This is a genomic window from Pseudomonas sp. GOM7 (assembly GCF_026723825.1).
Taxonomy (GTDB): Bacteria; Pseudomonadota; Gammaproteobacteria; order Pseudomonadales; family Pseudomonadaceae; genus Aquipseudomonas.
In genome coordinates, this window is sequence record NZ_CP113519.1 from 3,055,954 (window position 1) to 3,075,720 (window position 19,767).

Here is a 19,767-nt window from a genome sequence, read left to right on the forward strand (position 1 = left end):
CTGCTTCATATACGCAACTGGCCCAGGCTCTGCAGCACGCTGGCGCCAGTGAACAGCATCAGTACCTGTTCCTCGGCCAGTGCGCGAATGGCCTCGCGCCGCTGCGGCTGGCCGATGTAGTCCAGCGATAGCTCGAACAGGTTGCGGCTGATCAGCCCCGACACCTGGCGCACGGTGTCAGCACTGACGATCCCCGGCAGCAGCTCCAGCTCGAGCAGATCCTCGGCCATGTCACTGGCGAAATCGTCCATCACCTGGCGCAGCGCCTCGCGCAACACCGGCGAAGCACCATGCAGTTCACGCACGCCGATGATGAAGGCCTCGGGGTGCTCGGCGGCAAAGTCGAAGAACAGCTTCACCGTCTCGTGGCAGACCCGCCGTCCACGCCCGAGGTCGATGCCCAGCAGCTTGGGCAGCATCGCCCCCTTGTCGCTCACGGCCCGCTGCGCCGCTTCGCGGCGCAGGTCGCGCAGTGGCTGGCGCAACAGCGTGTTGATCTCTTCGATGATGGTCAGACCGAGGTCGTCGACATCGCGAAAGTGCCGGTAGAAGGTGTTGGGGTTGAGCCCCGCCTCGCGCGCCAACTCGCGCAGGCCCAAGCTGCTCAGGCTGCGATGGGTCGAGGTAAGGCGTAACGCCGCCTCCAGCAACAGACGCTTGCCAGGTGCGGCCACGGCCCGTTCGCGCAGTGAGGTATCGTCGTCCTGCATGCTGACCCCTACCTAAAGTTGGTTTGTCGATTGGCTGGATTGCCAAGGAGTATACACATGTCTACCTTGGTAGACAGATGTAGACACCCACAATAACGACAAGCAGGAGTCACTCCATGAACGCGTCCGTGTCACCGCTCCCGGCGACCCGCCACTGCAAGATCGCCATTCTCGGCAGCGGTTTTTCCGGCCTTGGCATGGCCATTCGCCTCAAGCAGGAGGGCGAAGAGAATTTCCTGCTGTTCGAGAAAGAGGCCGGCGTTGGCGGTACCTGGCGGGTGAACAACTATCCGGGGTGCGGCTGCGACGTGCAATCGCACCTGTACTCCTTCTCCTTCGAGCCGAACCCGAACTGGACGCGGATGTTCGCCAGGCAGCCGGAAATCAAGGCCTATCTCGAAGGGTGCTGGGAAAAATACCGCCTGCAGGACAAGACCCTGCTGGGCACCGAAGTGGTGGAGATTCGCTGGGACGAGCAGGCCGAACTGTGGCACCTGAAGGATCGCGCCGGCCAGCGCTACAGCGCGCAATTCGTGGTGTCCGGCATGGGCGCCCTGTCCACTCCCTCGATCCCCAAGCTCAAGGGTCTGGAAAATTTCACCGGTGAGGTCTTCCACTCGCAGCAGTGGAACCACGACTATGACCTGAGCGGCAAGCGCGTGGCGGTGATCGGCACCGGCGCCTCGGCCATTCAGTTCGTGCCGCAGATCCAGAAGCAGGTGGCGCGCCTCGACCTCTACCAGCGCACTGCGCCGTGGATCATGCCCAAGCCGGATCGCGCCATTCGCGACGACGAACGCAGCCGCTTCAAGCGCTTCCCACTGGCGCAGAAACTCTGGCGCGGCGCGCTCTACAGCATGCTCGAAAGCCGCGTGATCGCCTTCGCCTTCGCCCCGCGCCTGCTACGCCTGGCCCAGAACATCGCCAAGCGCTACATCCACAAGCAGATCAAGGATCCGGTGCTGCGTGCCAAGGTCACCCCGGACTACACCATGGGCTGCAAGCGCGTGCTGATCTCCAACGACTACTACCCGGCGCTGGTTCAGCCCAACGTCGAGGTGATCACCGACGGTATCGCCGAGATCCTGCCCCATGGCGTGCGCACCGCCGACGGCCAGGAGCGCGAGGTGGACGCCATCATCTTCGGCACCGGCTTCACCCCCAGCGACCCGCTGCCGCGCGGCACGGTGTTCGGCCGTGGTGGCGTCGACCTGCTCGACACCTGGCCCGAAGGCCCGGAAGCCTACAAGGGCACCATGACCGCCGGCTTCCCCAACCTGTTCTTCCTCATGGGGCCGAACACCGGCCTCGGCCATAACTCGATGGTGTACATGATCGAGTCGCAGATCCACTACGTGCTCGGCGCCCTGCGCCTGCTCGAAGAAGGCCAGTTGCAGAGCCTGGAACCCAAGCGCGCGGTGCAGGACGCCTTCAACCACAAGATCCAGGGCGCGGCCCGCAATACCGTGTGGAATGCCGGTGGCTGCATGAGCTGGTACCTGCACCCGGTCAGCGGACGCAACTGCACGGTATGGCCTGGTTTCACCTGGCGCTTCCGCATGCTCACCCGTCACTTCGATGCACCGGCCTACCACTTCAGCCGCAAGAACGCTGCACATCCAGCGCAGAGCAATGCCATTCACAGCCAGGAAGCCCAGGAGGCCAGCGCATGAAATCCTTCGAGAACAAGGTTGCCGCCATCACGGGTGCCGGCTCCGGCATCGGCCGAGCCCTGGCCTATCATCTGGCGCGCCAGGGCTGCCATCTGGCCCTGTCGGACGTGAATGTCGAGGGCCTGCACGAAACCGCCGAACAGGCACGCAAGCTTGGCGTCACCGTCAGCGCAACGCGGGTCGACGTCGCCGACCGCACCGCCGTCGAAGCCTGGGCTGGGCAGGTAGTAAGCGAGTTCGGCCGGGTCAACGCCATCTTCAACAATGCCGGCGTGGCCCAGGGTGGCACCGTGGAAGGCAACGACTACGCCGACTACGAGTGGATCATGGGCATCAACTTCTGGGGTGTGGTCAACGGCACCAAGGCCTTCCTGCCACACATCAAGGCCAGCGGCCAGGGCCATGTGATCAACGTTTCCAGCGTCTTCGGGCTGTTCTCCCAACCGGGCATGAGTGGCTACAACGCCAGCAAGTTCGCCGTGCGCGGCTTTACCGAATCGCTGCGTCAGGAACTGGACATGGCGCGCTGTGGGGTTTCCGCCAGTTGCGTGCACCCTGGCGGCATTCGCACCAACATCGCCAAGACCGCACGGATGAACGACAGCCTGGCCAATGTCACCGGACAGGACATCGAGAAGGCGCGCCAGCAGTTCAACGATCAGTTGCTGCGCACCACGCCGGAACAGGCGGCCAAGGTCATCGTCAATGGCGTACTGGCCAACAAGCGGCGCATCCTCATCGGTGGCGACGCCCATGCCCTGGACTGGATGCAACGCAGCATGCCGGCGGCGTACCAGCGCCTGGTCACCTTCAGCATGGGCCTGGCCGCTCGCTTCGCGCCCAAAGGCGCGCGCAAGGCACGCGAAGCGACCGAGTAACACACTGGCAACCGCTTGACCGTTCAGCTAAGCGGTATGACCTTAGGGCCCGTTGAGTAACGGGCCTTCAAAATCTTCACCGTCCCTGGTCATGATGACCTTGGACGGTGAGGTCTCAATACATGGGATTTCCCAACACACCGCAGACACCCAGCACAGCAGCTTGTCAGGCCCGGCTCCCTTAGTTTCACCTCCGAGATCCATCCCAATCACTGGCACATGCCTTGCTTCGCCAGAGGGTAAAGCGTCCTCCAATGGCGGAAAGACGCATTCGACAATGGCGTCGTACCCGCCGGCCGTGACAGGCTGGCTGGACGACGCTTTTTTATGGCCTGGCCATCCAGGTCACCCCGGATGTCGAGCAGGAACGATGCCTCATGAGTGAACATGACACCCCGCGCAATGACGCCCTGGCCTGGAGCCATGGCAGCGATGCACCGGAAAAGAGCGCCCTGAACATCGGTTTCATGGCCTTGAGCGATTCCGCCTCGGTGATCGTCGCCGCGACTCAAGGCTTTGCCGAAAAGCATGGCCTGAGCCTGCGACTGCAACGCCAGGCATCCTGGTCTGCCCTGCGTGATCGCCTGGTCAACGGCGAGCTGGATGCAGCCCACAGCCTCTACGGCCTGATCTATGGCGTGCAACTGGGCCTCGGCGGCGCACCGGCCACCGACATGGCGGTGCTCATGGGGCTGAACCAGAACGGCCAGAGCATCAACCTCTCGCATGGGCTGCAACAGGCCGGCGTGACCAGCAGTGAGGCACTGCGCAAGTACGTGCACCAGCATGAAGCAAAACTCACCTTCGCCCAGACCTTCCCCACCGGCACCCATGCCATGTGGCTGTATTACTGGCTGGCCAGCCAGGGCATCCACCCGCTGCGCGACGTGCGCAGCGTCGTGGTGCCGCCGCCGCAGATGGTCGAGCACCTCAAGGCCAGGCGTATCGACGGTTTCTGCGTCGGTGAACCCTGGACGGCCAAGGCCGTGGAAGACAATCTCGGCTGCATGCTCACTACCACCCAGGCGATCTGGCCGGATCATCCGGAAAAGGTACTGGGCTGCACGCGCAGCTTCGTCGAAGAGAACCCCAAGACGGCACGGGCCCTGATCAGCGCGGTACTGGAGGCCAGCCGCTTCATCGACGAGAGCGAGGAGAACCGCCGTGGCACGGCGCAACTGCTGAGCGGCAGTGCCTATGTCGACGCGCCGCTGTCGGCAATCCTGCCGCGTTTTCTTGGCCAGTATCAGGACGGCCTCGGCAATGCCTGGCAGGACGCCCATCGCCTGCGCTTCCACGCCGATGGCGCGGTCAACCTGCCCTATCTGTCGGATGCCATGTGGTTCATGACCCAGTTCCGTCGCTGGGGCCTGCTGCGTGATGACCCGGATTACCTGGGAGTCGCCCAGGCCGTTCAGCAACTGCAGATCTATCGCCAGGCGGCGGAAGCACTGGGCGTCGCCTGCCCCGAGCCCATGCGCGGTTGCGCTTTGCAGGGCGGCCCCTACTGGGACGGCAGTGATCCGGCCGGTTACGCCCGTAGCTTCGCCCTGCATGCCCTGGCCGACGCGCCAGCGCTCAGCGCCTGATCATCTGGAGAGCTGCCATGCTGCGTATCCTGCTGATCAATGACACACCGAAAAAGGTCGGCCGCCTCAAGAGCGCCCTGACCGAAGCCGGCTTCGAGGTGATCGACGAGTCCGGCCTGACCATCGACCTGCCGGCGCGGGTGGAAGCCGTGCGCCCCGATGTCATCCTCATCGACACCGAGTCTCCGGGGCGTGACGTGATGGAACAGGTGGTACTGGTCAGCCGCGACCAGCCTCGGCCCATCGTCATGTTCACCGACGAGCACGACCCCGGCGTGATGCGCCAGGCGATCCAGAGCGGTGTCAGCGCCTACATAGTCGAGGGCATTCACGCCCAGCGCCTGCAACCGATCCTCGACGTGGCCATGGCCCGCTTCGAGAGCGACCAGGCCCTGCGTGCCCAGTTGCAGGCCCGCGAGGCGCAACTGGCCGAACGCAAGCGCATCGAATTGGCAAAGGGCCTGCTGATGAAGATGAAGAGCTGCAACGAGGAAGAGGCCTACACCCTGATGCGCCGCCAAGCCATGAGTCGCCAGCAGAAGCTGATCCAGGTGGCCGAACAGATCATCGCCATGCACGACATGCTGGGGGGCTGAGACCTGACGGTCGGGTAAAAAACAGTCGAACCTTGCGTACCTCTCGCCACTCTCTGACTAGGCCTGTTCAGGCAGGCCTTTTCATTCAGGGAGCGTAGAGTTGCAGTCGCCACAGGCGAGCATGCGCGGCCCGGCAACGAGGACGAAAGCATGCAAGCACTCCCGTCACGCGCATTGAGCATCCAGTGGTTCGGCACTGCCCTGTGTGGCTGCCTGCTGGCCGGAAACGGCCATGCCGAGCTGTACAGAAGCGTTTCTCCGGGCGGCAACTTCGCCCTGGACAACTGGAATCTCACCGTCCCCCAGGACGCCGATGGCAGCACCGAAGGCACCGCGATCACCGCTCGCCCCGACCAGTTGACCGGCCCCTATGGTTACAAATCGCGCTGGTTTCGCACCGATGCGCAAGATGGCGCCATGACCTTCTGGGCTCCCATCAATGGCGCCACAGCCGGCGGTTCCAGCAGCCCACGCGCGGAACTGCGCGAGATGCTCGACCCCAGTAACCTGTCCATGACCTGGAGCGGCGCGGGCGAGTCGGTGCAGGACGCCATGCTCAGGGTGACGCAGGTTCCGCAGGACGGCATCGTCATCGTCGGCCAGGTTCATGGCTACCGTAGCGCGCCCTTGATCATGGTCTATTACCGCTACGATGCCGCCCGCCAGACCGGCCGGGTCATCGCCAAGCTGCAGGGACTACCGGAACAGGGGCCACCCTTTACCACCCATACGCTGGCCAACGACATCGACCTAGGCGAAACCTTCAGCTACCAGATGAGGGTCAGCAAGAACGTGGCGACGGCCTCGGCCAATGGCGGGCCGAGCGCCCGCATGCCAATGGATCCGGCCTGGAACAGTCACACCTTCTACTTCAAGGCCGGCGCCTACCTGCATATGCATGGCGACAGCGCCAGCGAAGGTGCCCGCGTCAAGTTCTATCGCCTGGCTGCCAGCCACCCCAACGATGGGCTTGCGATCACCAGCGTTGCAGCCCTGCCCAACGCCCGTGCAGGCCAGGCCTATCAAGCCCGCCTCCATAGCAGCGGCGGGCGTGGTGGAGCCACCTGGCGCCTGGTCAGCGGCCATCCCCCTGCCGGCATACAGTTGTCCCGCGACGGCACGATCAGCGGCAGCCCCGAGGCTTCGGCAGTCTCCGCCACGGCGCACTGGTTCGTGGCCCAGGTGCGCGATGTGAACGGCAATACCCTGCACAAGAAGTTCTCCATTCTGGTCGGAAACTGAGCAACGCCATCTGGTTCGGCCCGCGCCTTTGGCAGGGCCGCCCTGCTGCTGCATGTGAAGCAAGCGCTGACAAGCAACTCCCACCGTTCCACTTGCGGCTTGGCGCTTGAAGCTTGCGGCTAAAAAGGCTTATCTTCGCCGTCGGCCACAGCAGTGGCCAACGTCGCTCGGACGGTTCCGGGCGCTTACGTACCCCGAGGAAATCATGGCCGAAAACGCCAAGCGCCGCTTTGCGCGCATAGATCGTCTCCCCCCTTATGTCTTCAACATCACCGCCGAACTGAAGATGGCCGCGCGCCGTCGCGGTGAGGACATCATCGACTTCTCCATGGGCAACCCCGACGGGGCGACACCGCCGCACATCGTCGAGAAGCTGGTGCAGGTCGCCCAGCGTGAAGACACCCATGGCTATTCCACCTCCCGCGGCATTCCCCGCCTGCGTCGCGCCATCTCGCGCTGGTACCAGGAACGCTACGACGTGGGGATCGATCCGGAAAGCGAAGCGATCGTCACCATCGGTTCCAAGGAAGGCCTGGCACACCTGATGCTGGCCACTCTGGATCATGGCGATACCGTGCTGGTACCCAACCCCAGCTACCCCATCCACATCTACGGTGCGGTGATCGCCGGCGCCCAGGTGCGTTCGGTGCCGCTGGTACCGGGGGTGGATTTCTTCAACGAGCTGGAACGCGCCATCCGCGAATCGATCCCCAAGCCGAAGATGATGATTCTCGGCTTCCCCTCCAACCCCACCGCGCAGTGCGTGGAGCTGGACTTCTTCGAGCGCGTGGTGGCCCTGGCCAAGCAGTACGACGTGCTGGTGGTGCACGACCTGGCCTATGCCGATATCGTCTACGACGGCTGGAAGGCACCCTCGATCATGCAGGTGCCGGGCGCCAAGGACATTGCGGTGGAGTTCTTCACCCTCTCCAAGAGCTACAACATGGCCGGTTGGCGCATCGGCTTCATGGTCGGCAACCCGGAACTGGTCAGCGCCCTGGCGCGGATCAAGAGCTACCACGACTACGGTACCTTCACCCCGCTGCAGGTGGCAGCCATCGCCGCCCTGGAGGGCGACCAGCAATGCGTGCGCGATATCGCCGAGCAGTACCGCCAGCGCCGCAACCTGCTGGTCAAGGGCCTGCACGAAATCGGCTGGATGGTGGAGAAACCCAAGGCGTCGATGTACGTCTGGGCCAAGATACCCGAGGCCTACGCACACCTGGGCTCGCTGGAATTCGCCAAGAAGTTGCTGGCCGAGGCCAAGGTCTGCGTATCACCCGGCCTGGGTTTCGGCGACTATGGCGATGACCACGTGCGCTTCGCCCTGATCGAGAATCAGGATCGCACCCGTCAGGCACTGCGCGGCATCAAGGCCATGTTCAGGGCCGATGGCCTGCTGCCGGCGAAGAAGGCCAAGGCCGAGCAGGAGTGATGTGGAAGGGGCGCCAGCGATGGCGCCCCTTTCGTTTTGTTCAGCCGGAATAGTCCAGCGCCGTCCAGTTACGGCTAAGCCCCTGCGACAACACACACTGTGGGCTATCCAGTTCCTGATTGTGCAGCAGCGTGGTATCCCCTTCCGCTTCGCCAAGACGCTCGGTGAGCCACTGCAACCTGCCGCAATTGGGGGTTTCGATCACATAGCTGGCCGCGATGCTGGAGTGATGCCCCGGCAGATGGACCACATCCAGCACACGCCCCGCCTCTTCCACGCGTCTCCCGTCGGAAACCAACACGGCCCAGGCCTGTTTGCCGTCGATCACCAGGTAGGCGCCATTGGCCTGTGGCCGCTCCATCTGCGGCTGCGCACAACCGCCGAGCAGGGCCAATAGCACAATCGTCACAAGCATCTGTTGCATTGTTCATTCTCCTTTACCAGAACGCCCGTCAGGGGGATTGGGCGGGTGGATGTCGCTGCGATGGCCTAACTATTACGCGATACTGTTTATTTGTACAGTACTTTTCGGATAGGCTTGCAACCACTGATAAACGAGCAAGGCACAGGAGCATCATCATGCTGGACGTACTGCAAGTGAAACATCAGGTCAATCGCATGCCGCTGGAGCGCGTGCGCGCCATGGTCGAAGAGCTGCAGCGTGAAGGCCTGGTGATGGAGGGGCGCACCCCCTTCAACCGTACCCATTTCAATACCTGCTTCGCCGAAATCGAGGCGCTGCTGCAACGCGCCGGCTATCACCGGCAACTGGACGTGGTCGGCTATCAGGGCCTGGCCTATGCCCTGTTCGACCCTGCGCGCTGGGAGGCGGTGGAGGTGTTGCGCTGGCTGCGCGACTTCGTCGAGGAGTCGCGCAGCGTCCCGGCCTCCTGAACGCGCCTCAAAAACGTTCAGCGCAGGCATCGGGTGCACGGCATTGGCCCCGCACAGGGCCTTCTCGGGCGCTGCCCGCTGCGCCTCGTGCGGCGCAGGTGACTGATTTGCAAGGCAATCGCCTCGCTTATCGGGGCTGGCGGAAAAACTGGCAAGCACTTTGCTAATTCCCCTTCAGCATCCTGCGTAGCGCGCCAACGGCGGCGGGCCGAGGATCACGGACAACGGCGTCCGTCGGATCACCTTCCTCCCAGCGAGGCGATCTGACGCACGCCGTTTTTTTGCGCCCGAAAAAAGAGATCAGCCCATGACCGATCGTGATTCGAAAAAAGCCGTAGACAGCAGCCGCCGTAATTTCCTCAAGCAATCCATCGCCATGGCCGGGGCCATCGGCGGTATCGCCGCCCTGGGGCTGTCGGCCCCGGCCTCGTTGCGTAGCGCCGCCTGGGCGGCCGGCTCCGACGCGCCGGAGAAGGCCGCGCTGAAGGTGGGTTTCATCCCGCTGACCGACTGCGCCTCGGTGGTGGTGGCCGCCACCCAGGGCTTCGGCGAGAAATACGGCCTGACCATCACCCCGAGCAAGGAGGCGTCCTGGGCCGGTGTGCGTGACAAGCTCAACACCGGCGAACTGGATGCTGCCCATGTGCTCTACGGCATGATGTACGGCGCCCAGCTCGGCCTGGCCGGCCCGCAGAAGGACATGGCCGTGCTCATGAGCCTGAACCAGAACGGCCAGGCCATCACCCTCTCCAAACAACTGCGCGAGGCCGGCGTGAGCAACGGCGCGCAACTGGCCGAACACATCAAGAAAGGCGGCAGCCCGCTGACATTCGCCCAGACCTTTCCCACCGGCACCCACGCCATGTGGCTGTACTACTGGCTCGGCAGCCTGGGCATCAACCCCATGAGCGACGTGAAGACCATCGTTGTGCCGCCACCGCAGATGGTCGCCAACATGCGCGTCGGCAACATGGACGGCTTCTGCGTCGGCGAGCCTTGGGGTGCGCGGGCGATCTTCGACAAGATCGGCTTCACCGCCACCACCACCCAGCAGATCTGGCCGGATCACCCGGAGAAGGTGCTCGGCACCACCCGCGCCTTCATCGAGCAGTATCCCAACGCCGCTCGCGCGCTGATCATGGCCGTGCTCGACGCCAGCCGGTTCATCGAGGCCAGCGAGGAGAACCGCAAGAGCACGGCCAAGCTGATTGCCGGCAAGGCCTACGTCAACGCGCCGGTACAGGTGATCGAGCCGCGCTTTCTCGCCCACTACGAGGACGGCCTCGGCAACAGTTGGCAGGACGAGCACGCCATGGCCTTCTGCAAGGACGGCAGCGTCAACTTCCCCTACCACTCCGACGGCATGTGGTTCCTCACCCAGTTCAAGCGCTGGGGCCTGCTCAAGGAGGCCCCGGATTACGCCGCCGTGGCCGCCCAGATCAACCAGACCGTGCTTTACGCCGAAGCCGCCGGCGCGCTCAAGCTGGCCGTGCCCGGCAGCCCGCTGCGCAGCAGCACGCTGATCGACGGCGTGGTTTGGGACGGCAGCAACCCGGCTGCCTACGCCGACTCCTTCGCCATCAAGGCCTGACCGGAGGTGGACATGAATGCGCCCCTGAAAACACCCCTGCAGCCCGTCGCCAAGCCGCGCCTGTCGTCGCGGCTGCCCAGCGCCGCGGCCCTGGGCAACCTGTGCAAGGCCGGCATCGCGCCGCTGCTGGGTATCCTTGCCTTCATAGGCTTCTGGTCGTTGCTGGCGCAGTACAGCGAGGGCCTGCCCGGGCCGTTGAGTACCTGGCAATCGGCGCTGGTGCTGTTCGCCGATCCCTTCTACGACAACGGCCCCAACGACATGGGCATCGGCTGGAACATCCTCAACTCGCTCGGCCGCGTCGGGGTCGGTTTCGGCCTGGCGGCGCTGGTGGGCATCCCGCTGGGCTTCGCCATCGGCCGCTTCGCCTTCCTTGCCGGCATGCTCGCGCCGATCATCAGCCTGTTGCGTCCGGTCTCGCCACTGGCCTGGCTGCCCATTGGCCTGCTGGTGTTCGAGGCCGCCGGCCCGGCCTCGATCTGGGTGATCTTCATCAGCTCGATCTGGCCAATCATCCTCAATACCGCCGCCGGCGTGGCCAGCGTGCCGCAGGACTACCTCAACGTTGCCCGCGTGCTCAAGCTGTCGGAGTTCAAGGTGCTGACGCGCATCCTCTTCCCCGCCGTGCTGCCGCACTTGATGACCGGCATCCGCCTGGCCATCGGCGTGGCCTGGCTGGTGATCGTCGCCGCGGAGATGCTCACCGGCGGCATCGGCCTGGGTTTCTGGGTGTGGGACGAATGGAACAACCTCAACGTCGAGCACATTCTCATCGCCATCATCATCGTCGGCCTGGTGGGCCTGGCACTGGAGCAGACACTGCTGCTGATCGCCAAGCGCTTCGACTACGCCAGCTAAGGAGACGAACATGGACAAATTCGTGGAGCTGACCGGCGTCAGCAAGCACTTCGACACCAGGAAAGGCCGCTTCCAGGCGCTGACAGACGTCAACCTGAGCATCGCCCGCGGCGAGTTCGTGGCGCTGATCGGCCACTCCGGCTGCGGCAAGTCGACGGTGCTCAACCTGATCGCCGGCCTGCTGGAAGCCAACGAGGGCGGGCTGATCTGCAACGGCCGCGAGATCGACGGCCCCGGCCCCGAACGCGCCGTGGTGTTCCAGAACCACAGTCTGCTGCCCTGGATGACCTGCTTCGGCAACGTGCATCTGGCCGTGGAACGGGTGTTCGGCGCACGCGAAGGCAAGGCCCAGCTCAAGGCCCGCACCGAACAGGCGCTGAACATGGTCGGCCTGGGTCATGCCATGCACAAGCACCCGAACGAGATCTCCGGCGGCATGAAGCAGCGCGTCGGCATCGCCCGCGCCCTGGCCATGGAACCCAAGGTGCTGCTGATGGACGAGCCGTTCGGCGCCCTCGACGCCCTGACCCGTGCGCACCTGCAGGACGAGTTGCTGCGCATCGTCGCCCAGACCCGCAGCACCGTGGTGATGGTCACCCATGATGTGGACGAGGCGGTGCTGCTGTCCGATCGCATCGTGATGATGACCAACGGCCCGGCGGCGACCGTGGGCGAAACGCTCAGCGTCGAGCTGCCGCGCCCGCGCGATCGCCTGGCCCTGGCCAGCGACCCGCAGTACCACGCCTATCGCAGTGCCGTGCTGGAGTTCCTCTACCAGCGCCAGCAGCGCCCGGCCGCCTGACCCGATGCAACCGCCCCGGCTCATGGGCCGGGGCGGCGGAACCAATCGCTTCGCTTGTACACGAACAGGGATCCTCAACAACCAGGCAGGCAACTCCCGTGTTAGACCTCTCCACCTGGAATCTGTCGATTCCCACCGAACCGACTCCCACCACCATCAGCACCCAGCGCCTGAACAATGGCTATCAGAGCCGTTACTTTCGACGCAACGACGACGGCAGCGTGACCTTCTGGGTACCCGTCACCGGCTCCACCACCGAAGATGCCCGCTATCCACGCAGCGAGCTGCGCGAAACCCAGCGCGATGGCAGCCTCGACAACTGGCAGCATGCCAGTTCGGACAGTTACCTCAGTGCGGTACTGCAGGTCGATCAGGTGCCCAGCAAGGGCAAGGTGGTGATCGGCCAGGTGCACAGCACCGACGTGCCCGGCAGCGAGAACGACCCTCTGCTCAAGCTGCAGTATCACTATCGCCGTGGCGTCGGTCGCGTCGAACTGCTGCTGCGCGCCCGTCCGGGCGACAGCGAGGTGCAGAACATCCTGCTGGCCGACAACGTGCAGCTCGGCGAGCGCTTCGGCTACGACCTGCGGGTCACGCCCAGCGGGCGTATCGGCATCAGCGTGGCCAGTGTCGATGGCGACGAAGGCTCGCTATACCGTCAGTTGAGCAGCCGCTGGAGCACCCAGAGCCTGTACTTCAAGGCCGGCGCCTACGTGCAGGACAACTATGGGCCGGACAAGGAAGGAGGCCGAGTGACCTTCTACCACCTCAACAGTCAGCACCGCTGAGCAACTGCGTGATCCCAGCATCTGCACGATTGCGCAGCGCCATGCCCGTCAAGGCCGAAGCCACAGAGGCCCCCGCCACATACGGCTGATCATCCGCCCCGTGAGCACGCCCCGTTGCGGTGCACCGGCCTCGCCAGCGCCTCCTTTTGCGCCAGGCACGGGTGCGCCGAACGCCCTCGAACCCGCAACCGCCGGGCTTTACCCTGCTTGGCGCAGCTCTTGCTAGATCACGGCACAAGGTAGCCAACGGCGGCCACCTCCTTCACGACAAAGACGTCGCCTCACCTCGCCCTCACGGGCCGTGGTGAAGCGACGTTTTTTTTCGTGTTCGCCCCAGTGTCCGGGGCTGGCGCAGACCTCGCGATCCGAACCTGCGCTGCAACCGCTCGAACCTGCTTGCGGCCCAGGCCGCAGGGCTCTGCATCACAAGTGCGGGGCCTCCCCGGCAGGCGCGGCCGCCGTGTCCACGACCACGGTTCGCCGCGCGCTGTCGGGCTCCTTCTCGCTGATGAGGTGATCGATGAATACAAGTTTCTGGAAAGCCGGGCACGCCCCCACCCTGTTCGCCGCCTTTCTCTACTTCGACCTGAGCTTCATGGTCTGGTACCTGCTCGGGCCACTGGCGGTACAGATCGCCACCGATCTGGAGCTGAACGCCCAGCAACGCGGCCTGATGGTGGCCACGCCGATTCTGGCAGGCGCCGTGCTGCGCCTGCTGATGGGCTTTCTCGCCGATCGTCTGTCGCCCAAGACCGCCGGCCTGCTCGGCCAGGTGGTGGTCATCGTGGCGCTGTTCTGCGCCTGGCGAATCGGTATCGGCAGCTACGAACAGGCCTTGCTGCTGGGCCTGTTCCTCGGCTTCGCCGGTGCCGCCTTCGCCGTGGCGCTGCCGCTGGCCTCGCAGTGGTATCCGCCGCAGCACCAGGGCAAGGCCATGGGCATCGCCGGCGCCGGCAACTCCGGCACGGTACTGGCGGCGCTGTTCGCCCCGGGCCTGGCCGCACTCTCGGGCTGGCAGAACGTGTTCGGCTGGGCGCTGATCCCGCTGCTGGCGGCCCTGGCGATCTTCGCCCTGGTGGCCAGAAACGCCCCGCAGCGCCCCAAGCCCAAGGCCTTCGCCGATTACCTCAGGGCCCTCGGCGACCGCGATAGCTGGTGGTTCATGTTCTTCTACAGCATTACCTTCGGTGGCTTCATCGGCCTGGCCAGCGCCCTGCCCGGCTACTTCAGCGACCAGTACGGGCTGAACCCGGTCACCGCCGGCTATTACACCGCCGCCTGCGTCTTCGCCGGCAGCCTGCTGCGCCCGCTCGGCGGCGCCCTGGCCGACCGCATCGGCGGCATCCGCACCCTGCTGATGATGTACGGCATCGCTTCACTGTGCATTGCCGTGGTGGGCTTCAACCTGCCCAGCTCGAGTGCGGCGCTGGCCTTGTTCGTCGCTGCGATGCTCGGCCTGGGTGCCGGCAACGGCGCGGTGTTCCAGCTAGTACCGCAGCGCTTTCGCGCGGAAATCGGCGTGATGACCGGGTTGATCGGCATGGCCGGTGGTATCGGCGGCTTCCTCCTCGCCGCCGGCCTCGGCGCCATCAAGCAGCACACGGGGGATTACCAGCTTGGCCTGTGGCTGTTCGCCAGCCTCGGCGTGCTGGCCTGGATCGGCCTGCATGGGGTCAAGCAGCGCTGGCGCACCACCTGGGGCAGTGCCGCAGTGAGCGCTGCGCGGGTGTGAGCGAACCCTCGCTGGTTCACCTATCGTAGGGTGCGCACGGCGCACCCTACGATCCACAGCGCTTACCCAATCAACCATTTGCGGAAACCACCCCATGGCCCTGCAACTGAGCACCGGCGAAGCCAGCGCCACCGGCCCGCGCAGCGAGAATCAGGACGCCCTGCGTGTGGTCACCCCGGCGCCGGCCCTGGCCGCCAGCCGGGGCTACCTGCTGAGCCTGGCCGACGGCGTCAGCCAGTGCGCCGATGGTGGCCTGGCGGCCCGCGCGACTCTGCAGGCACTGGCGCTGGATTATTACGCCACGCCGGAAACCTGGCCCGTGCAGTACAGCCTGGATCGCCTGCTCACCGCGCACAACCGCTGGCTGCAGGCCAACGGCGGCGGTCAGCCGCTACTCACCACCCTCACCGCCCTGGTGCTGCGCGGCCGGCGCTATACCTTGGCGCATATCGGCGACAGTCGCGCCTACCTCTGGCGTGACGGCCAACTCATGCGCCTGACCGAGGATCATGTCTGGGAACAGCCGGGCATGCAGCATGTGCTCAAGCGCGCCATGGGTCTCGACCAACATCTGGTGGTGGATTACCGGGAAGGTGAGCTGCAGGTCGCCGACGCCTTCCTGCTGATCAGCGATGGCGTCTGGAGCGCACTCAGCGACGCGCGTATCGCTCAATTGCTACAGAGCAGCAACGATGTCCAAGGCCTATGCCAGGCGCTGATCGCCGAAGCGCACCGCGCCGGCAGCCAGGACAACGCCAGTGCCCTACTGGTGCGAATCGAGCGACTCCCCGAGGAAGCGGCCCTGGCCGACACCCTGGCGCAATTGGCGCACTGGCCGTTGCCACCGCGCCTGCGTGCCGGGCAACACTTCGAGGGCTGGCGGGTCGAAGGGCTGCTGGGCGAGTCGCGCCAGTCGCTGATCTATCGGGTCAGCGATGCCGATGGCCAGCCCTGGCTGCTCAAGACCCTGCCCACCAGCCGCGCCAGCGAAGAACAGGCTGGCCCGGCACTGTTGCAAGAAGAATGGCTGCTGCGCCGCGTCGCCGGTCGCCACTTCCCCGAAGTGCACGCCCTGCCACAACGCCAGCATCTGTATTACGTACAGCGCGAATACAAGGGGCAAACCCTGGAGGCACGCCTACGCCAGACGGGCCCGCTGAGCCTGGCGCAGTGGCAGGATCTGGCTCCACGCCTGATCAAGGCACTGGGGCTGCTGCACCGGCGCAATATCGTCCATCGCGATATCAAGCCGGAGAACCTGCTGCTCAGCGACGACGGTGAACTGCGCGTACTCGACTTCGGCCTGGCCTACTGCCCAGGCCTGAGCCACGACGAGGTCCATAGCCTGCCCGGCACACCCAGCTATATCGCCCCGGAAGCCTTCGCCGGCAGCCCGCCCAACCCACAGCACGATCTTTACGCCGCCGGCGTGACGCTCTATCACCTGCTGTGCGGGCACTATCCCCATGGCGAGATCGAAGCCTTCCAGCGCCCGCGTTTCGCTCAACCCGTGCCGGTCAGCCGTTACCGCCCGGACATCCCGACCTGGCTCGACGAATTGCTCGCTCGCGCCGTCGACGCCAGCCCGGAACAGCGCTTCGAGACCGCCGAGGAATGGCTGCTGGCGCTGGACATGGGCGAGCGCAGATCGCTCGACAAGCGGCCACGGCCCTTGCTGGAACGCGAGCCACTGCGGGTCTGGCGCACGGTGGCGTTGCTGTCGCTGCTCATCAATCTGCTGCTGGCGGTACTGCTGCTCAAGTAATGCACGCACCAAGGCAAGGCATTGCGCCCTAGAAAGAGGCATCCATCGGTGAAAAAAGCGCCAACTATCGCTGCCGAGAGCCTGTAAACGGGCCACTCGGCGAGTTGGCACAAGCACTGCATTGGTATTGCCACAAGGTAAACAAGGCGCCTCCTTCAACGAAGAAGGTGGCGCCCCCCGATAGAACGGGATCTGGACAAAGGCGTCCTCGCTAGGTGACTAGCGGGACGCCTTTTTTGTTTTCCGGTTCGCCATTGCTGGCGACCACGCTCAGAGCCGTCGCGGCGCGAGATCGCACCCGACAACCTTTTACCGTGATCAACGAATCAGGAGACAGCCGGCATGCAGAAACTCAAGCTGGTGATGATCGGCAACGGCATGGCGGGTGTGCGCACCCTCGAAGAGCTGCTCAAGCTCGCCCCCGATCTTTATGACATCACGGTGTTCGGCGCCGAGCCGCACCCCAACTACAACCGCATCCTGCTTTCGCCGGTGCTGGCTGGCGAACAGACCTTCGAGGAGATCGTGCTCAACGATCTCAACTGGTACGCCGACAACGGCATCAAGCTGCTGCTCGGGCGCAAGGTAGTGAAGATCGACCGCAAGGCACGCCGGGTGATCGCCGATGACGGTAGCGAGGCCGAGTATGACCGCCTGCTGATCGCCACCGGTTCCACGCCCTTCATCCTGCCGATTCCGGGCAAGGATCTGGACGGCGTGATCGGCTACCGCGACATCGCCGACACCCAGACCATGATGGACACCGCCAAGACCCACAAGCATGCAGTGGTCATCGGTGGCGGCCTGCTCGGCCTGGAAGCGGCCAATGGCCTCAAGTTGCGCGGCATGGACGTGACCGTGGTGCACCTCGGCGATTGGCTGCTGGAGCGCCAGCTGGACCGTACCGCAGGCGAGCTGCTGCAGAAGTCGCTGGAAGACCGCGGCCTGAAGTTCCTCCTGCCCAAGCACACCGCTGAATTGCTGGATAACGGCGAAGGCCGAGTGTGCGCGGTGAAGTTCAAGGATGGCGAAGTGATTCCCGCCGACCTGGTAGTGATGGCCGCCGGCATCCGCCCCAACACCGAACTGGCGGAGAGCGCCGGCATCGCCTGCAACCGTGGCATCCTGGTCAACGACACCCTGCAGACCTATGACCCGCGCGTCTATGCCATCGGCGAATGCGCCAGCCACCGTGGCATCGCCTACGGTCTGGTGGCGCCGCTGTTCGAGCAGGCCAAGGTCTGCGCCAACCACCTGGCCCAGCTCGGTTTCTCCCGCTATCAGGGCTCGGTGACCTCCACCAAGCTCAAGGTTACCGGCATCGACCTGTTCTCCGCCGGGGAATTCATGGGCGGCGAAGGCACCGAAACCATCACCCTCTCCGACCCCATCGGCGGCGTGTACAAGAAGCTGGTGATCAAGGACGACGTACTGGTCGGCGCCTGCCTGTACGGCGACACCGCCGATGGCGGCTGGTACTTCCGCCAAATCCGCGAGAACCACAACGTCAGCGAAATTCGTGACCATTTGATGTTCGGCGAAGGCGCCATCGGCGACGTCGGCCACCAGGGCGCGGACAAGACCGCCAACATGCCCGACAGCATGGAAATCTGCGGCTGCAACGGCGTGTGCAAGGGCACCATCGTCAAGGCCATCCAGGAGAACGGCCTGTTCTCCGTCGACGAGGTCAAGAAGCACACCAAGGCGGCCAGCTCCTGCGGCTCCTGCGCCGGCCTGGTGGAGCAGATCCTGATCAGCACCGTGGGCGGTGCGGCAGACGTCAAGCCCAAGAGCGAGAAGGCCATCTGCGGCTGCTCCGACCTCAATCATGGGCAGATCCGCAAGGCCATCCGTGAACAGCACCTGACCTCCATGGCGCAGACCATGGAGTACCTGAACTGGAGCACGCCCAACGGCTGCGCCACCTGCCGCCCGGCGCTGAACTACTACCTGATTTCCACCTGGCCGGGCGAGGCTCAGGACGACCCGCAGTCGCGCCTGATCAACGAACGCGCCCACGCCAATATCCAGAAGGACGGCACCTACTCGGTGGTGCCGCGCATGTGGGGCGGCGTGACCAACCCGTCGGAGCTGCGCCGCATCGCCGACGTTGCCGACAAGTACAACGTGCCCATGGTCAAGGTCACCGGCGGCCAGCGCATCGACCTGCTGGGGATCAAGAAGGAAGACCTGCCGGCGGTGTGGAAGGAGCTGGACATGCCCTCCGGCCACGCCTACGGCAAATCCATCCGCACCGTGAAGACCTGCGTGGGCAGCGAGTTCTGCCGCTTCGGCACGCAGAACTCGACCCAGCTCGGCATCGACCTGGAGCACGACCTGTTCAACATGTGGTCGCCGCACAAGGTCAAGCTGGCGGTTTCCGGTTGCCCACGCAACTGCGCCGAGGCTGGCATCAAGGACGTCGGCATCATCGGCGTGGACTCCGGCTTCGAGATCTACATCGGCGGCAACGGCGGCATCAAGACCGAGGTGGCCGAGTTCTTCGTCAAGGTCAAGACAGCCGAAGAGGTGCGCGAATACAACGCTGCCTTCCTCCAGCTCTACCGCGAGGAAGCCTTCTACCTGGAGCGCACCGTGCACTACCTGCAGCGTGTCGGCATGGAATACATCAAGAAGGCGGTGATCGACGACGAGGCCAACCGCAAGGCGCTGGCCGCGCGCCTGCACTATGCCCTGTCGTTCGAGCAGGATCCGTGGAAGCAGCGCATCGAGACGCCACAACTGAAGAAGGAATTCGACACCATCAAGGTCGTGCAACTCGAGGAGGCCACGGTATGAGCTGGCTGGATATCTGCGCCCTGGATGAGATCAACCCGCTGGGCTCGCGCATCGTCGAAGGCCCCAAGGGCGATATCGCCATCTTTCGTACCGCGGCCGACGAGGTCTTCGCCCTCGACGATCGATGCCCGCACAAGGGCGGCCCGCTGTCCCAGGGGCTGATCTACGGCAAGCGCGTGGCCTGCCCGTTGCACAACTGGCAGATCGAACTGGAATCCGGCGAGGCCGTGGCACCGGACGTCGGCTGCGCCCACCGGCACCACGTCCGGGTCGAGAACGGCCGCGTGCTGCTGGCCCTGAATACCACCGAGAAATGTGCGTAAGCCGTAGGGAGGAAAATCGCTAAGCATTTTCCACCGACACAAATGCGCAGCGGAGGACAAAACACAGCGTTGTTCACCCTGCGCCTGTAGGA

General features: G+C 64.6%; 17 protein-coding genes. 15 read left to right on the top strand and 2 right to left on the bottom strand.

Annotated elements, in window-relative coordinates; translation table 11 throughout:
• Positions 1 to 5: 5 nt before the first annotated feature.
• Positions 6 to 710, bottom strand: a complete 705-nt coding sequence (locus OU800_RS13420; protein ID WP_268177782.1) for a TetR family transcriptional regulator — start codon at positions 708 to 710, stop codon at positions 6 to 8.
• 116 nt (positions 711 to 826) lie between these two features.
• On the opposite strand from OU800_RS13420, the gene OU800_RS13425 reads away from it, so the two are divergent.
• The 6 genes from OU800_RS13425 (at position 827) to alaC (ending at position 8,123) form a co-directional block, all read left to right on the top strand.
• The gene (locus OU800_RS13425) at positions 827 to 2,383 is read left to right on the top strand and encodes a flavin-containing monooxygenase (RefSeq protein ID WP_268177783.1); all 1,557 of its coding nucleotides are present in this window, start codon (positions 827 to 829) and stop codon (positions 2,381 to 2,383) included.
• The gene (locus tag OU800_RS13430; protein ID WP_268177785.1) at positions 2,380 to 3,261 is read left to right on the top strand and encodes an SDR family NAD(P)-dependent oxidoreductase; all 882 of its coding nucleotides are present in this window, start codon (positions 2,380 to 2,382) and stop codon (positions 3,259 to 3,261) included. The genes OU800_RS13425 and OU800_RS13430 overlap by 4 nt, the downstream gene beginning before the upstream one ends.
• A gap of 377 nt (positions 3,262 to 3,638) precedes the next feature.
• A complete protein-coding gene (locus tag OU800_RS13435) occupies positions 3,639 to 4,850 on the top strand; it encodes a CmpA/NrtA family ABC transporter substrate-binding protein (RefSeq protein WP_268177786.1) in 1,212 nt (403 codons plus the stop codon).
• Positions 4,851 to 4,867: 17 nt separating this feature from the next.
• On the top strand, positions 4,868 to 5,446 hold the full coding sequence (locus tag OU800_RS13440) for an ANTAR domain-containing response regulator (protein WP_268177787.1): 579 nt from the start codon (positions 4,868 to 4,870) through the stop codon (positions 5,444 to 5,446).
• Between the two features lie 150 nt (positions 5,447 to 5,596).
• Positions 5,597 to 6,688, top strand: coding sequence for a polysaccharide lyase family 7 protein (locus tag OU800_RS13445; protein ID WP_268177788.1), 1,092 nt, complete (start codon positions 5,597 to 5,599; stop codon positions 6,686 to 6,688).
• A gap of 205 nt (positions 6,689 to 6,893) precedes the next feature.
• Positions 6,894 to 8,123, top strand: a complete 1,230-nt coding sequence (alaC, locus tag OU800_RS13450) for an alanine transaminase (RefSeq protein ID WP_268177789.1) — start codon at positions 6,894 to 6,896, stop codon at positions 8,121 to 8,123.
• Positions 8,124 to 8,163: 40 nt separating this feature from the next.
• Here the strand turns inward: alaC and OU800_RS13455 are convergent, their stop codons facing one another.
• A complete protein-coding gene (locus tag OU800_RS13455; protein WP_268177790.1) occupies positions 8,164 to 8,547 on the bottom strand; it encodes a hypothetical protein in 384 nt (127 codons plus the stop codon).
• Between the two features lie 155 nt (positions 8,548 to 8,702).
• On the opposite strand from OU800_RS13455, the gene OU800_RS13460 reads away from it, so the two are divergent.
• The 9 genes from OU800_RS13460 to nirD all read left to right on the top strand — a co-directional run bounded on the left by OU800_RS13460 (position 8,703) and on the right by nirD (position 19,675).
• Positions 8,703 to 9,017, top strand: coding sequence for a transcriptional regulator (locus OU800_RS13460; protein ID WP_268177791.1), 315 nt, complete (start codon positions 8,703 to 8,705; stop codon positions 9,015 to 9,017).
• A gap of 307 nt (positions 9,018 to 9,324) precedes the next feature.
• Positions 9,325 to 10,608, top strand: a complete 1,284-nt coding sequence (locus tag OU800_RS13465) for a CmpA/NrtA family ABC transporter substrate-binding protein (protein WP_268177792.1) — start codon at positions 9,325 to 9,327, stop codon at positions 10,606 to 10,608.
• Between the two features lie 12 nt (positions 10,609 to 10,620).
• Positions 10,621 to 11,466, top strand: a complete 846-nt coding sequence (gene ntrB / locus OU800_RS13470) for a nitrate ABC transporter permease (RefSeq protein ID WP_268177794.1) — start codon at positions 10,621 to 10,623, stop codon at positions 11,464 to 11,466.
• A gap of 10 nt (positions 11,467 to 11,476) precedes the next feature.
• Complete coding sequence (locus OU800_RS13475; RefSeq protein WP_268177795.1) at positions 11,477 to 12,268, top strand: ABC transporter ATP-binding protein; 792 nt, start codon at positions 11,477 to 11,479, stop codon at positions 12,266 to 12,268.
• Positions 12,269 to 12,366: 98 nt separating this feature from the next.
• Complete coding sequence (locus OU800_RS13480; RefSeq protein ID WP_268177796.1) at positions 12,367 to 13,056, top strand: polysaccharide lyase family 7 protein; 690 nt, start codon at positions 12,367 to 12,369, stop codon at positions 13,054 to 13,056.
• Positions 13,057 to 13,576: 520 nt separating this feature from the next.
• Positions 13,577 to 14,788 (top strand): nitrate/nitrite transporter, encoded by a 1,212-nt coding sequence (locus OU800_RS13485; RefSeq protein WP_268177797.1) that lies wholly within the window; start codon positions 13,577 to 13,579, stop codon positions 14,786 to 14,788.
• Positions 14,789 to 14,882: 94 nt separating this feature from the next.
• Positions 14,883 to 16,553, top strand: a complete 1,671-nt coding sequence (locus tag OU800_RS13490; RefSeq protein WP_268177798.1) for a bifunctional protein-serine/threonine kinase/phosphatase — start codon at positions 14,883 to 14,885, stop codon at positions 16,551 to 16,553.
• A 342-nt stretch (positions 16,554 to 16,895) separates the two neighbouring features.
• Positions 16,896 to 19,352, top strand: coding sequence for a nitrite reductase large subunit NirB (gene nirB, locus OU800_RS13495; protein WP_268177799.1), 2,457 nt, complete (start codon positions 16,896 to 16,898; stop codon positions 19,350 to 19,352).
• Positions 19,349 to 19,675, top strand: coding sequence for a nitrite reductase small subunit NirD (gene nirD / locus OU800_RS13500; protein ID WP_268177800.1), 327 nt, complete (start codon positions 19,349 to 19,351; stop codon positions 19,673 to 19,675). The genes nirB and nirD overlap by 4 nt, the downstream gene beginning before the upstream one ends.
• Positions 19,676 to 19,767: the final 92 nt, after the last annotated feature.